General features: G+C 57.8%; 11 protein-coding genes. 1 reads left to right on the top strand and 10 read right to left on the bottom strand.

The window, feature by feature from the left end; translation table 11 throughout:
* Positions 1-13 precede the first annotated feature (13 nt).
* The 10 genes from AB4Z25_RS14780 to AB4Z25_RS14735 form a co-directional block, all read right to left on the bottom strand.
* Positions 14-3,151 (bottom strand): efflux RND transporter permease subunit, encoded by a 3,138-nt coding sequence (locus tag AB4Z25_RS14780; protein ID WP_442208317.1) that lies wholly within the window; start codon positions 3,149-3,151, stop codon positions 14-16.
* Positions 3,151-4,308 carry an efflux RND transporter periplasmic adaptor subunit gene (locus AB4Z25_RS14775; RefSeq protein ID WP_112540856.1) on the bottom strand — a complete coding sequence of 386 codons (1,158 nt, stop codon included), beginning with the start codon at positions 4,306-4,308 and terminating at the stop codon, positions 3,151-3,153. The genes AB4Z25_RS14780 and AB4Z25_RS14775 overlap by 1 nt, the downstream gene beginning before the upstream one ends.
* Before the next feature lie 83 nt (positions 4,309-4,391).
* The gene (locus tag AB4Z25_RS14770) at positions 4,392-4,898 is read right to left on the bottom strand and encodes a hypothetical protein (protein WP_112540857.1); all 507 of its coding nucleotides are present in this window, start codon (positions 4,896-4,898) and stop codon (positions 4,392-4,394) included.
* Between the two features lie 563 nt (positions 4,899-5,461).
* Positions 5,462-7,168 carry an adenylate/guanylate cyclase domain-containing protein gene (locus AB4Z25_RS14765; protein WP_112540858.1) on the bottom strand — a complete coding sequence of 569 codons (1,707 nt, stop codon included), beginning with the start codon at positions 7,166-7,168 and terminating at the stop codon, positions 5,462-5,464.
* A 225-nt stretch (positions 7,169-7,393) separates the two neighbouring features.
* Entirely contained in the window at positions 7,394-8,140 is a 747-nt protein-coding gene (locus tag AB4Z25_RS14760; protein WP_112386818.1) for a ribonuclease activity regulator RraA, read from the bottom strand.
* A gap of 23 nt (positions 8,141-8,163) precedes the next feature.
* Positions 8,164-9,327, bottom strand: coding sequence for a mandelate racemase/muconate lactonizing enzyme family protein (locus AB4Z25_RS14755; RefSeq protein WP_112386819.1), 1,164 nt, complete (start codon positions 9,325-9,327; stop codon positions 8,164-8,166).
* A gap of 30 nt (positions 9,328-9,357) precedes the next feature.
* Positions 9,358-10,455, bottom strand: a complete 1,098-nt coding sequence (locus tag AB4Z25_RS14750) for an ABC transporter ATP-binding protein (RefSeq protein WP_112540859.1) — start codon at positions 10,453-10,455, stop codon at positions 9,358-9,360.
* 10 nt (positions 10,456-10,465) lie between these two features.
* A complete protein-coding gene (locus tag AB4Z25_RS14745; protein WP_112386821.1) occupies positions 10,466-11,356 on the bottom strand; it encodes a carbohydrate ABC transporter permease in 891 nt (296 codons plus the stop codon).
* Entirely contained in the window at positions 11,353-12,312 is a 960-nt protein-coding gene (locus AB4Z25_RS14740) for a carbohydrate ABC transporter permease (RefSeq protein WP_112386822.1), read from the bottom strand. Before AB4Z25_RS14740 ends, AB4Z25_RS14745 begins: the two co-directional genes overlap by 4 nt.
* 75 nt (positions 12,313-12,387) lie before the next feature.
* Positions 12,388-13,866 carry an ABC transporter substrate-binding protein gene (locus AB4Z25_RS14735; protein WP_112386823.1) on the bottom strand — a complete coding sequence of 493 codons (1,479 nt, stop codon included), beginning with the start codon at positions 13,864-13,866 and terminating at the stop codon, positions 12,388-12,390.
* A 203-nt stretch (positions 13,867-14,069) separates the two neighbouring features.
* On the opposite strand from AB4Z25_RS14735, the gene AB4Z25_RS14730 reads away from it, so the two are divergent.
* Complete coding sequence (locus AB4Z25_RS14730) at positions 14,070-14,780, top strand: GntR family transcriptional regulator (protein WP_112386891.1); 711 nt, start codon at positions 14,070-14,072, stop codon at positions 14,778-14,780.
* Positions 14,781-14,821: the final 41 nt, after the last annotated feature.

Raw genomic sequence — 14,821 nt, 5'->3', positions numbered from 1 at the left:
CCGTGCTTGGAAGCTATGCGGCTGAGGCGCTGCTCTGACTGCCCGCCGTCTCTGTACGATTTTTGCGTAGCTTGTCGAGCAGCAGATAGATGACGGGTGTCGTATAGAGGGTGAGCAACTGGCTCACAAGGAGACCCCCGACAATTGCGTAGCCGAGCGGCTGCCGCAATTCGGAGCCAGATCCGTGACCGATGGCAAGAGGCAACCCTCCAAGCAATGCGGCCATCGTGGTCATCAGGATCGGACGAAACCGCATCTGTGCTGCCTTGACGATCGCGTCCTCGCTTCCGAGACCTTCTTCCCGCTCTGCCTGGATCGCGAAATCCACTAGCATGATGCCATTCTTCTTGACGATGCCGATCAGCAGGATGACCCCTATCATTGCGACGAGGCCGAAGTCGAAACCTGCCAGTTTGAGTGCAAGCAATGCCCCAAGACCCGCTGATGGCAACGTCGAGAGGATCGTCAACGGATGGATGAGGCTTTCGTACAAGACGCCGAGAATGATGTAGACAACGACGAGCGACGCCAGGATCAGCAAGGGGACGGTTCCGAGCGAATCCTTGAAAGCCTTGGCGCTTCCGGAGAAACTTGTCTGCAGCGAAGCCGGCGGATGCATGTCGGCCACTGCCGTTTCGATTGCCTGCGTCGCTTCGCCAAGCGCGACATTCGGGGCAAGGTTGAACGAGATCGTGACCGCCGGCGACTGACCCTGGTGCGATATGGAGACGGGTGAGACGCCGTCCGTCGACCACTTCGCCACCACGGAAAGCGGAACCAAGGTGCCGTTGCTGGCACGAATGGAAAGCCGGTCCAGCGTTGCAATGTCGCGCTGCAGGTTGGGAAGAACTTCGAGGATCACCCGGAACGTATCCGTTTGCGTCGAGTAGGACGCGACCTGCCGCTGACCGAAGGCATCGTAAAGCGTGTCGTCGATGCCGGAGGGCAAAACCCCGTAAAGCGTTGCTGCGGCGCGATCGATCTTGATCGACAGATTGGGCGCTTCAGCTTGCTGGTCGCTGCCAACATCCCGCAGTTGCGAGACGCCTTGAAGGCGGCTGGTAACCTTCGATGCCCAGGTACCAAGCTCCTCGATATCGGCGTCCTGAAGGGTGAACTGATATTGGGTCTTGGCAGGCCGCGCGCCGATATTGATATCCTGGGCGGACTGCATGAAAAGCTTGATGCCTTGCTGCGCATTCAAAGCCTGGCCGAGCCGTTCGATGACTTGCCTGGCGCTCACGTTCCGGCTCTCCAATGGCTTCAGTGTAATGTTCACGTGGCCCTGATTGAGCGCGTTGCCGCCATTGCCGCCGCCGATGTCCATGAACACGCTGTAGACCGCCGGATCCTTCAGGATGATGGCGCTAACCCGCTCCTGCAGTTTTGACATCTCCGAGAAGGAAATATCCGGAGAGGCTTGCGATAGCCCGCCAATGAAACCTGTATCTTGCTCCGGAAAGAAGCCCTTGGGGATAACAATGAACAGATAGGCTGTTCCTGCGATCGTCGCGATGAAGACGCCAAGCGTCAATATCCTATGGCGGATCACCGGCCTCAGGCTCGCGATATAAAGCGACGTGAGGCGATCGAAGAACGCTTCTCCGAGGCGGTAGAACCGCCCCCGTTGGCGTTCATCGATCGGGCGGATCAGCTTGGAAGCCAGCATCGGGGTCAACGTCAGCGACACGATGGCGGAAATGACGATCGCGACCGTTAAGGTGATCGCAAATTCGCGAAACAGGCGTCCAACGATGCCGCCCATCAATAGGACCGGGATGAGAACAGCGATCAGCGACAGGCTGATCGAGACGATGGTAAAACCGATCTCACGCGCGCCTCTGCGGGCGGCATCACGGGGATCGACGCCGTCTTCGATATGGCGGGTGATGTTTTCCAGCATGACGATCGCATCATCGACGACAAATCCGACAGCCACGACGAGGGCCATGAGAGACAGGTTGTCGAGACTGAAACCGAGCACCCACATCGGCGCCAACGCACCGACGAGCGCAATCGGCAGCGTCAGCACCGGAATGATCGTCGCGCGGAGGTTTCGCAGGAAAAGGAATATCACCACGACGACCAGACCAATCGTCAGCATCAGCGTGAATTGAACATCATTGACTGATGCCCTGATCGTTGTCGTGCGATCAGTGACGAGCTCGAGCTTGATCGACTTGGGCAGTGACGCCTGAAGCGCCGGGAGCTGTTCCTTCACGGCGTTTACGACAGCAATGACGTTTGCGCCCGGCTGACGGAAGACGTCGAGCGCGATACCGCGCTCGCCATTGGTCCAATGCGCCATCTTGTTGTCTTCGGCGCCATCGACCGCCTGACCGATATCGCGGATACGAACGGGACCGCCGCTGCTATACGCGATGACTGCGTCGTTCCACTGTGCGCTGCTACCGATCTGGTCATTCGTGTAGATCGGAAAGGTCCTGGTCGGATCGTCGATGTTTCCTTTGGGCGCGCTGAGACTGAGATTGCCGATCGCCGTTCGCACGTCCTCGAGTGTGATATCCGCCTGCGCCAGCCGCCCGGGATCGACCGCGATCCGGATCGCGGGCTTCTGCTTGCCGCCGATGTTTACGAAAGCGACACCCGATACCTGACCGATCTTGGATGCCACATTGCGTTCGATAAACTCATCCAGTTCAGGCAAGGTTAGAACATCGGAGCTTGCCGACAGTTGCATGATGGGGGCGTCGGCGGGGTTCGCCTTATGCACCGTGGGCAGAGACGTCATGTCCTTCGGAAGCTGACCAGCCGCTTCGCTAATTGCCGTCTGAACGTCGCTTGCGGCCGTCTGGATATCCTGGTCGAGTCCAAACTGCACCGTGATCGAGGTCGTACCGAGCGAACTGTTCGAGGTCATTTCGGATATGCCGCTGACGCGCGACAACGCGTCTTCGATCGGCTGGGCGACGCTGGCAGCCATGGTCTCAGGCGAGGCGCCGGGAAGGTTTGCTGCGATCTGGATCGTCGGGAAGTCGATCTGCGGCAAAGCCGAGACCGGCATAAACGGATAACAGATGGCCCCGAGAAGGAAGATGCCGCACATGATCAGCCCGGTCGCGACCGGATGAACGATAAAGAAATCAAAAAATCCTGCTGGTTCTCCGGGCTTACGCTCGCGATCGATCATTATGGCGTTGCCTTGTCTGCGAGCTCACCTGCCGGGGAGCCGGTCCATGGGGTGACCGAAACCAACGCGCCGTCGCCGATGCGTGACTGACCGTCCATGACGACCTGATCGCCGTCACTGATACCTTCTGTAACCAGCGCCATCGCATCGGTGACGAAGGCGGTCTTGACCGCGCGGCGGACCGCTTTTCCGCCGGCGCCGACGACGTAGGCGTAGAGTCCGTCGCGACCGCGGGCGAGCGCCTTGTCAGGAACGATGACACCAGTGCGTTTCTCGACCGTCAGCGTTGTTGCGACGGGCAGACCGGGCCAGAGCACCGCCTTGGCATTGTCGAATGTCGCCTTGAGATGGATGGAGCCGTTCGAGGCATCGACGGAGTTGTCGAGAGTGGTCAGTTTCCCGGTGGCAAGTGTGCGGCTGCCGTCGGTGCTCGTCAGTTTGACCTCTGCTATACCCTGATTCAGAGCGTCCCTGATCTCGCCAAACTTGTCGCCCGGCGCCACGAACGATACCCCGATCGGATCCATCTGCGTGATCGTCACGATGCCAGTCGTGGAGCTCGCGTTTACGACGCTGCCGACATCGACCTGCTTGAATCCGGTGCGTCCTTCAAAGGGGGCGGTGATCGTGGCAAACCCGAGCTGGGTTTCCGCGCTTTTGATAAGCGCGTCGTCATATTGGACGGCCGCCGCATATTGTTGACTCGACGCGGTCTTTTGCTCAAGCGTCGAAGCCGACGCAACGCCCTTCTCGGCGAGTGCCGCATACCGCTGTGCGTCTGTCCGGGCACTGTTTAGCTGCGCCTCGTCCTGGGCCTTTTTCGCCTTTGCAGACGCGAGAGCGGAAATCAATTCGCGATCGTCCAGCTTGAGAAGAACACTGCCTTTTTGCACCATCTGCCCTTCAGCAAAGGAGATGTCGACGACTTGCCCGTCGATCCTGGGCCTGACCGTCACAGACTGCAGGGGTGCAACGGTTCCGATGCCATTGATGACGCGGTCGATCGTTCCCGTCCGCGCAGCGATTGCGGTTACCGGCACTGCGGCGGCATCCGCTGCGATTGTTGAACTGCCTTGAAAGGCCGCGGTGACGACGCATGCCGTGAAGAAGACGGACTTGCCAGGAGAGGCAAGCAATCGAACAATAGGTTTGATCATGCGTGCCACTCCCGGAAATCCGCCAGATAACGCGCGCCGTTGATTTTGGTTCAACGGCGCGCCAGGCGTCGTTTTTGGAAGCTTCAGGGCTTCATCTCGTGCGACATATTGCCGAGCGGTCCGCCATGCGGGGGAGGTCCAGGCGGCGGGCGAAGGGCGTCGGTCTTGCCATCCTGATGAACAACGTAGCTCGCATGCAGGAACCCGTCGTCGAAGCGGCCTTGGACACTGATGGGTTCGCCGACAGCAACGAGCTTGCCGTCATCGCCGGCCGGACCGGTCTCGATCAAGGCCTTGCCGGTTTCGTCTTGAACGATGAACTTGTTACCGTAGATCTCCGTGACCTTGCCTTTGAGCGTCACCACGCCCCAATCGTCCTTGAGGCTGGAGATCGAGGTGGGTGTCAAGGGTGCAAGCTCGATGCCGGGCCGGGTGAATTTCATTGCCGCGGCACCGCCGGCCGCACCGATTGCAAGGACCGCAAAGGCCGCAATTCCAAAAGCCGCCAGATGCGTTGCCGGCCGGCGAGGGCGGCCCCTGCGGACCGGCCGCTCAGGCGAGGTGCCGGGAGCGTCGTTTTCCATGGACATGATGCTGTCTCCAGTTCGTTGTGACTGGAGGATGATAGGCGTGTCCGGATCGACGCAGGCTGAACGTCGCGGTTCAGTTTCAGTTAAGCAAACGCGCCCTAGTTCTCATGAAGACATCAGAGAAACTGGGTTCACGATGCGCATATTGCTGGTCGAAGACGACGGATGATGGGCCGGGCATCGACGCTGGCTTTGACCCCGAGGCGGTCTCACCTGGCGTGCGGCTGGATGAGACTTCCCCGGACACGGTTTCGGCCTTTCGATAGCACGGGAGCTTGTCGGGCTCTTCGGCGGACCGCTTCATCTCAAGCAGAGGGAAGGTGGGGGACTGGCAGCGACCGTTGAATTTCCGGCATCCTCTGGCCTGCTCAAGCCGTCACAGCGTTGTGTTGCCGCAACGTTCTTGGGTGCGAACGGACCGGCGCTCAGGAAGTTCGCCGGACTTGTTCAATTCGAAACAGCGGACGGCCTCCGCGGACTCCGCAAGTATGCCGCCTGGGCACGTTAACTCGGTGTCCGTGGCGACAAGATCGCATTGTTAGTGGAGTTGCTCAACTCTTCTGTCATCCCTCCGGAAGGCCTGCCTTGCGGAAACCGTCGACAAAATGGTCTCCAACAGATGGATCACGCAGCGGTTGGGAACTGAGCCAATGGTTGATCGTGAAATGGGGGTGGGCGATCAAGAACAGCTCTGCCTCGCGACGAGCCTCTTCTAGGTCGTCCAATTGTGCAAGCGAGGCAGCAAGAAATTTACGTGAGTTGGTTCGGTAGGTTTCATCCCGGCGGAGAGTGGCCTTCGCCCCGTCATAATTGCGGGTAGCGTATTGGGCCTGTCCAAGATGACAAAGATACCAGCAGGGTGGATGCGGATTGAGCCGCAGCGCCTTCTCGATCTGTGCCAGTCCGTCGGCGACCCTGCCGTCGAGAACTGACATGTCCGACATCGCAGCCCAGGTATCAGCATGGTTGGGATCCAGCTCCAAGGCCTTGGCGAAGGCCGCCTCTGATTCCTCCCATCGCCGCTCGTAAGCTAAAATGGTCCCCAGAACATAACGGCACCCGGCATCGTTTGGATCGAGGCTGACTGCTCTCTGCGCGAACGTCGTCGCTGTCCGGCGATTGAGATCTTCCGGTTCTCCAAAATGAGTCCAGGCGAGCCACCGATTATAGGCGAGCAGCCCAAGCGCCTCGGCATATGATGGCTCAAGCTCAACAGCACGTTGGAGCAGCATATAGGCCTCGCGCGCGGTATGCGGCGACTCTTCCGTCAAGCGCCGAGCGCGGACACAAAGATCGTACGCCTCAAAGTGCTTCGGCCGATTACGTTGTATCGGCACAGCCAGCCGTCCGACAAGCGCCTCAACAATCTTGGCATTAACTTCGTCCTGTAGCTCGAAGACATCTTCCATCGTTCTGTCAAAGCGATCAGCCCACAGGTGCTGGCCGGCACGGGCATCGAACAGCTGCGCATTGATGCGAACACGGCCCGCTGAGCGTCTCGCGCTCCCTTCCAGGACAAAGCGGACACCGAGGTCCTGGGCCACCACCCGCACGTCGATCTGCTTGCCCTTGTACGCGAACACCGAGCTGCGCGCGATGACGAACAGTCCAGGCCTTCGAGAGAGGTCGGTGATCAGATCCTCTGTCAAGCCGTCGACAAAATAGCCGTCCGCTTCATCCCCGGTTATATTGGTGAAAGGCAACACCGCGATCGAGGGGCCATCGGGCAGCGGGAATATGCTTTGCAACTGATCTGGCCAGTGCCAGACGTGGACCGGGCGGATAAGGTTCTTCAGGTGGCATTGGCCTGCGTCGAAGAACCGCTCGTCGATACTGCCGGCGATCTCGCCATGAACGTCCGCTGAAATGCAAATGCCGCCCGGTACGGCCGCCGTTTGAAGGCGCGCCGCGACATTTACCCCGTCGCCAAGCAGATCTGAACCGTCATGAATGACATCCCCCAGGTTCACGCCTATCCGCAAGAGGAGGCGCCGGTCTCCGAGATCCTCAACAGCAAGGGTGGCTCGTTGAATTTCCAACGCTGCTTTGACCGCATCCATTGCGCTACCGAACTCGATCAGGAATCCGTCGCCCAGAACCTTGAAGATGCGACCTTTGTGGCGCGTCGCAGCAGGCTCGATAATTCCAAAGCGCAGCTCCCTGACGTTCGCCAAGGTTGCGGCTTCATCGGCTTCCATAAGGCCCGAATATCCTACCACGTCAGCAACGACAATGGCAGCAAGGCGGCGTTGAAGAGATTGATCTGTCATATGAGGACAAGCCTAACGACCTGCCTCGTAAGGTACTGTTCACCCGCAGATCAGTCAACAAGCCGAAAAATACGATCGTTTCGCAGACCAGCGAATAGAGATCTGCGCCTTTGGAGGTCTCGGTTCACCAGGCTAGACATCGAGTTATAAAAAAAGCCCATATCTCGTTTCTTGGAGATCGCACAGGTATCACACAGATCATTGGATACCCGTCCCGCCCATTGCCTACCTTCTTCCAGGCGGATTGGTCCTGCTCCATTCCTCGTATTCACTGCGGGCATCGTCGTGCAGTGGATAATAGCGTTGCAGAGATCCGCCCTGCATGAGTTTCATCCGCGAAAATTCTTCCCAGTCGTGATGCGTTTGCGATTCTTCGATAACCTTGCGGGCCATCGCGACGGGAAGCACCACCACGCCGTCATCATCAGCCACGATGATGTCACCTGGAATTACCGTGACACCGCCACAGGCAATCGGAACATTGACAGCGTTAGGGTAGATGCTCGTCTGGACGTGATAATTTGGCGTCCAGCCGCGAAGCCACAGGGAAAGATCTAGCTTTTCGACATTGGGCCTGTCTCTCATGCATCCGTCGATGACGATGCCAGCACCGCCGCGGCCTTTGAAATAGGTCGACATCATGTCGCCGAAGACGCCGGAGCTCATGTCGCCACGTGCATCGACGACGACGACATCGCCTTCCTGGACGTGGTAGAGGACGTGGCGATGCAGCTGCGTTTCAGGATCAGCATACTCTCCTTCGCTAAAGAGATCCGGCCGCTGGGGCATGAACTGGAGCGTCAGTGCCGGTCCGACGATCGACTTGCCTCGCCTCTGTGAAGTGGGACCGACCATGTGCGGATAGCGAAACCCCATATGCCCGAGTGTGCCGGCAATCGTCGCCGCGCCAATCTCCTTTAATGCATCGATCAATTCCTTGGGCGGTCGCGTAATGTCGGGCGTCTGCGTCATGACAAGCTCCAATGTTGAGTGGATTACCAGTTGGTGACGGAACCATCACGGCGCCTGAGGTGAGGGGCTTCCCAGAAGCGGAAGCTTTGTGCCGCAATTGCATCCTCGTTTACCTCAACGCCGAGCCCAGGCAGGGCGTTGACCGGGTAGTCGGTCCCGTCGAGCCTCGGCTGCACGGGAAAGAAGTCAGAGTTATCAAAGCCAAGTTTCGTCTCAGGAGCTCTGGTCTCCAACCAAGCAAAGTTGGCTACAGCAGCCGCAAAATGGATCGTCGCGGCCGTGCATACAGGACCAAGCGGATTGTGCGGCATCAGATCGACATAATGCGCCTCACTCCAACCGGCGACCTTCATAGCTTCGGTAAGGCCGCCGACATTGCAGACGTCGATCCGGTTGAACTGGTGAAGATCTTGCTCGATGAAGGGTAGAAACTGCCATTTGCTGGCGAACTCTTCCCCTATGGCAAATGGAATGTTGGTCATCTTGCGTAAGGATTCATATGCGCTTGGGGTCTCATCCCTGATTGGCTCCTCAAGAAAATCCAGTACGCCACTCCCGAGCTTGCTGCAGAAGCTTGCAGCTTCCGCAACCGATAGCCGGTGATGATAGTCGATGCCGAGGACGACGTTGTCGCCCAGAACCTCGCGGGCCTTGTTCAGCACCGCCGCAGTCGCGCCAATCGACTCTCGTGGTTCGAAGACCTCGCGGTTGCTTTGTCCGGCCGGAAAGAAGCGGATCGCCTGCCAACCCTGTTCGCGCAGCTCGCTCGCACGGTCAATCGCAGCATCGCCCTCCGCCTCATCGCCGGTAGAGGCAAAGGTCGGTATGCGCTCGCGCTGTTTGCCACCCAGAAGGTCGTAGACCGGTACGCCCAGCGCCTTACCCTTGATGTCATGGAGGGCAATATCGATCGCGGAAATCGCTGCCTGCAAAACGCGCCCGCCTTCGAAATACTGGCTGCGATAAAGCTCTTGCCATATCCGCCCTATCTGCATCGGATCGCGGCCGATCAGGAATTCGCGATAATGTTCGATTGCGCCCGCAACTGCTTGCTCTCGTCCGCTTAAGCCGCTCTCGCCCCACCCGAAGATCCCGCAATCTGTTTCGACTTTGACCAGCATCTGATTGCGGATGCCGACCCAGATCGGATATGGCTTGATCGCCGTGATTTTAAGTTTCGTCGTCATCGACGCCTCGTGTTGCGCATGCGCGTCATCTCAATCTGCCTTGAGAGCCATTTCTGTTTCGCCGTCGAACAAGTGGATCCGCTCCTGATCGAACTCCAGCCAGATCGGTTCATCTGGAGCGACGACAACGGCTGGCGGCACGCTGATATTGACGATAGCGCCGGACAGGAAGGCCTGTACGAAAGTGACGTCTCCTGTCGGTTCAACCGTGTAGGCTTTGGCGGGGACAGTTCCTGGGATCGCAGTCTTATGCAGTTTGATGGTCGAATGACGCGCACCGAGCACGACCTTCTTGGATGCCGCTTTGGCGACCTTCCTGGCATTCTCCGGCGAAAGTTCCAGTCGCCAACCTTCCGCGCTGGTCAAGACCGTATTGCCTCCTGCGGTGGATGCTTCCAGCGGAACGAGGCTCATCGCCGGACTGCCGACGAAGCTTGCCACGAACATGTTCACGGGATTGGCAAAGACTTGTGCCGGCGTATCGTATTGCTGCAGATAGCCACCGTTCATCACCGCCATCCGGTCGGCCATCGTGACCGCTTCAAGCTGATCGTGCGTCACGTAGATGATTGTGGCTTTCAGATCTTGGTGAAAACGCTTGATCTCCGAACGCATCTGCACGCGGAGCTTGGCGTCGAGATTGGAGAGCGGCTCGTCCATCAGGAACACGGCCGGATCGCGTACGAGGGCGCGGCCGAGCGCCACGCGCTGCTGTTGGCCGCCCGAAAGCTCCCGCGGCTTGCGCTCCAGCAACTGCGTCATGTCCAGGACGCGTGCAGCTTCCCTGACTTTCCTGTCGATCTCGTCCTTTGGCAGTTTGCGCATCTGCAGCGGGAAGGCCAGGTTTTTATAGACCGACTTCTGAGGATAGAGAGCGTAGTTCTGGAACACCATCGCGATGTCCCTGTCCTTGGGGTCGAGATCATTGACCACCCGGTCGCCGATGACAATATCGCCAGACGTCACAGACGTCAGCCCCGCCACCAAGTTGAGCGTTGTCGTCTTGCCGCAGCCTGACGGGCCGACGAGTGCCACGAACTCGCCGTCGTTAACAGTCAGCGTGACGCTCTTCACAGCATTGAAGCTGCCATAATTCTTGATCAGATCTTTGAGGACCACATGGGCCACGAGCAACTCCCTAATGCTTGACTGCGCCTTCGGTGAGGGCGCGTACGAAGTATCGTTGCAGAAGCAGAAAAAGGACGACGACCGGTACGCTCATGATGAAGCTGGCCGCCATGAGACCGGGAAAGTCGGTGGTGTTCTCCGAGAAGAAACGCTGGATGCCAACGGGTAGGGTCAACTGTTCATTCTTCGACAGGAACGTGTAGGCATAAATGTATTCGTTCCATGCGCCGATAAACGAATAGATCGCTGTAGCGATGATCCCAGGCGTTGAGAGTGGCACGACAATCAGCACGAAGGCCTGGAAACGGGTCGCCCCGTCAATGCGTGCGGCCTGCTCCAGTTGGATCGGAATATTGTCGTAGAAGCCTTTGAGGAGCCAGATTGCGAGCGGCAAGCCAAATGTAAGGTAGGTCAGGACGAGGGACCCATGGGTGTTCACCAGCCCTAATGCGCGCATGAGAATAAACAGCGGCACGAGGAAGATGACTGCCGGGAACATATTGCGAAGCAAGACAGCGAAAAACAGGAAGTTCCGTCCCGGGAAGGTGAAGCGGGAAAACGCGTAAGCAGCCGGTACCGCCACGACAACCGACATTATTGTAGTCGCCGTGGACACGAAGAGGCTATTCCAAAAGAAACGCAGGAAGTCTTGGCCGACGCTGTTTTGGGGATCAAGCAGCTTTTGGTAGCTGGCAAGAGTGGGTTGGTCCGGCCACCATTGGGGCGGGAACTGCATTGCGGCAAAACCAGATTTGATTGATGTCAGCAGCATCCAGACCATCGGCAAAGCTGTGTAGAGCAGCATGAAGAGCAGGAACACCCGGCCGCCCCACCGCCATCCGTCGATGGTTGTGCGGCCGCGTGCCTGCCTGGTCTGCGCGGTCCCGGGAATTGTGCTCATTCGCTTCCTTCCTTTTGCCCATTGGCGCTTAGCGCGCGAACATAGAAGTAGCCGAAAGACATCAGTATCAAGAACAGCAGGACCGAGTAGGCCGATGCCACACCCCACCGCTGGCGTCCGAACGCGAGTTCATAGATATGCGTGATCCAGATGTGCGATGCGTTCGATGGTCCCCCGCCCGTCATGATCCATGGGATGATGAAGGAATTGAAGTTGGCCACCGCCAAGAGCAGGATCGTTACCGTGGAGACATTTCTGACATGCGGGAAGGTGACGTGCCAGAACCGCTGCCAGGCATTGGCGCCGTCAACTTTCGCCGCACGCAGCAGTTGATCGGGCACTGTTTGTAGGCCAGCCATCATCATGATCATGGCAAACGGGAACTCTCTCCAGATGTTGACGACGATAAGCGAGGGCAGCACCGTATCGACACTGTCGATGAAATTCGGTGGCCGGTCGGCAAGGCCTACGCCGACCAATACCGCGCCGATCACACCAAAGTCCGAATGGTAGATCCACTTCCAGATGTAGGATGCGGCGACTGCACTGATAACCCAGGGGATGATCAGGATGGCTCGCAGGATTGCACGGCCGGCGAAGTCACGATGGAGCGCCAAAGCACAGGCGAACCCAAGAACGAAGGAGATGAAAGTTGACCCGAGGGTCCAGATGAGGGTGTTTTTGGTCACAGTCCAAAACACCGAACTTTTAAGGATGGCAGTGTAGTTGTCGAGGCCGACGAAAATCTTGTCTTTGAGCTGTAGGCCGGGCGGCGTGTTAAAGAAAGACAGCTCGATCGTATAGTAGATCGGGTATGCTATCACGATGAGCATCACTGCGATCGACGGCAGAACGTATGCGTAGTCAGCACGATGGTCCCAGATCTTTCGCAACAAACCGGGCCTGTATTGTTCAAGCGGCCGGGAAACGTCTGCCTTTCCAGTCAAGATCGCCACTACGCTAGGCCCTCATCCTTTGAGACAAAGCCGGCTGCGGGAATCTCAGCAGCCGGTTAGATCGTCGGATCTGGGCTAGAGCCCACCGTCCATTATTTCTTTAACTTTCTTGGCGGCATCGTCGGCTGCCTGGTCGACCGTCATCGCACCAGTCAAAGCGTTCTGCAGCATGTCCGGTACGATGATGTTCATGATCTCGGGAGACTGCGGTAGTGCGGGGAACGGAATGCCAAACGGCAGCATCGATGTGGTGACGTCAAGGAATTTGATCTTGTCCAGACGGTCCTTCATCCACTTGGTCTTGAAGCCGTTGAGGTTGCCTGGGTTCGAGCCGACATAGGCCAACTTCAAGGACCATTCAGGGCTGGACCACATGCAGACGATAGCCTTCGCGGCTGGTTCGTCCACCTTGCCTCCTTCCACGTATTCGGGTTTGAGGATATGAATGTTTGAACCGCCAAAGACAACGGCACGCTTGCCGTCGGGGCCGGTCGGAATGAGTCCGTAACGCATATTGTCGATGACCGTCTGCGCCTTCTCCTTATCCGTAGCGGTCGCCTTCTTTTGCAGATCCAGCATGACGTCGTAGTCAGACGGATGAGAAACCATCATACCAAGCTGGCCAGCCAGGAAAAGCGGCTGATTGTCTGCCTGCTGGTTTGTAAGAGCTGAGACAGGTACGGATTTGTCACGAACATACATGTCATAGGAAGCCTGCAATGCGGCCTTGCTTTGAGGGCTGGCAAGTTCAACCTCTTTGTAGGTCGGATCCTTGGATGCCTCGTCAAAGACACCTCCGCCATAGGCCCAAAGCTGCGGCATAAAGCGGTAAGGCGTATTGCCGGCGTTCTTGCGAGCCACGAGGCCGTAGCCCGAGATTCCAAGCTTGTCGTGGATCTGCTTGGAATACTTGACAACATCGTCCCAGGTTGCTGGAGCCTTGTCGGGGTCGAGGCCAGCTCTTTTGAATATGTCGGCATTCCAGATGAAGGCCATCGTTTCGTTATTGGTCGGAATGCCGTAGGGCACACCGTCCCAGCTGACGGCCTTCATGGCGCCAGGCCAGAAATCATCCGTTGAATAACCAACATCCTCTGGCTTCAGAGGCTGAAGATAGCCCTTGGCAGCAAACTCGACGCCTCCCAGGATCTGCAGGCGAACCGCCATCGGAGCGGCATTGCCGAGCAGTGCGGTGCGGAATTTATCGAGCAGGTCGTTGTAAGTCAGCCCCTGTTCCTCGAGCTGAATATTCGGGTAGGTCTTGCGGAAGGTCGCAAAGAAATCCTTGTAATATTGCCGCAGCGAGTCTGGATCGCCTTCGAAGATACCCTGGTACCAGAACGTCAGACGTCCTTTGTAGTCCAGGGGCGTAACCTTGCTGCAATCGGCCGCGGTATCGAAGTCCTGTGTGCCAGCAATAGAACGAACGTAGTCCGGTGACCACTTGCTCAGGTCCACCGACGCGCCAAAAGCGGAAGTAGACAGCATAGACACCAGCATAGCAGTCGAGACGGTGCTGCGCAGGACGGCACCTCCGAGTGAAATCCTCGTCATAGGTATCCTCCAGGTTCTCCCAAGCCGCTCTGCTCAGGGCAGGCGGTCCACGCTCGTGGGACTGACCTCCTCAAGCCAGTGTATCCCATGACGCAGATTATACGTTTTCAGATCAAGGAATGTATGTCAATCGACAAAATCGTACATTGTTTGGCTGAGATTTGCATGATAATTGGGAAAATACAGTATTCATGGGGAACATTTTGACCGAGACGACTGAGTTCAGAGCCATGCCACCCGAAGGCATCGACGCAGATGGCGCATCGAGCGAGGGAGCCACCCTCTACAAACTGATCAGAGATGACATCATCGAGGGTCGGCTTGCAGCAAACGAGCGGCTGGTTGCGACCGATCTCGCCCGACGCCACGGCACATCGACCAATCCGGTTCGCGAGGCCTTGCAGCTGTTGCGTGGCGAAGGTTTCGTTACCTTCGTGCCAAACCGCGGTGCGCGTGTGCGGCCTATCGATCAGGACTTCGTTCGGGATGTCTACGAGATTGGCGTGTTGATCGAGCCGGCACTGACGCGATGGTTCGTCACCATGGCGACCGTGGAAGACATCGCAGAACTCGAGCGCATTCAGGATTTGATCGAGCAGAACAACTTCAGCGACCCATTCAAGCATAGTGAGCTGGATACCGCTTTCCACACGGTGATGTATCAGAAACACTATAACCGTCACGCCGCCGAGCTTTGGTGGAAGCATCGTGAAGTTCTGAGGGCGGTCGGCCGGCGTTTCAACTTCACGCTCGCCCGGCGCGCAGCCATCCTCAGCGAACACCGTGAACTTATTGCGCTCGTGAAGGCCGGAAATGCTGATGCGGCAGCCGAACTCATTGCGCGCCACGTCGAGGGTTCGGGCCGACATCTCCTGGAACATATGAGGGCACGTAGCGCGGCCCGCGCGGGATAGGACAAGCCGGCAAACATCTGCTCAGTTCAAAAGGTAGCCCA

Origin of the sequence: Rhizobium sp. RAF36, from assembly GCF_052114105.1 — a bacterium.
Taxonomy (GTDB): Bacteria; Pseudomonadota; Alphaproteobacteria; order Rhizobiales; family Rhizobiaceae; genus Rhizobium.
The sequence above is the reverse complement of the archived record's forward strand: the minus strand, read 5'-3'. Positions and strand labels throughout refer to the sequence as shown.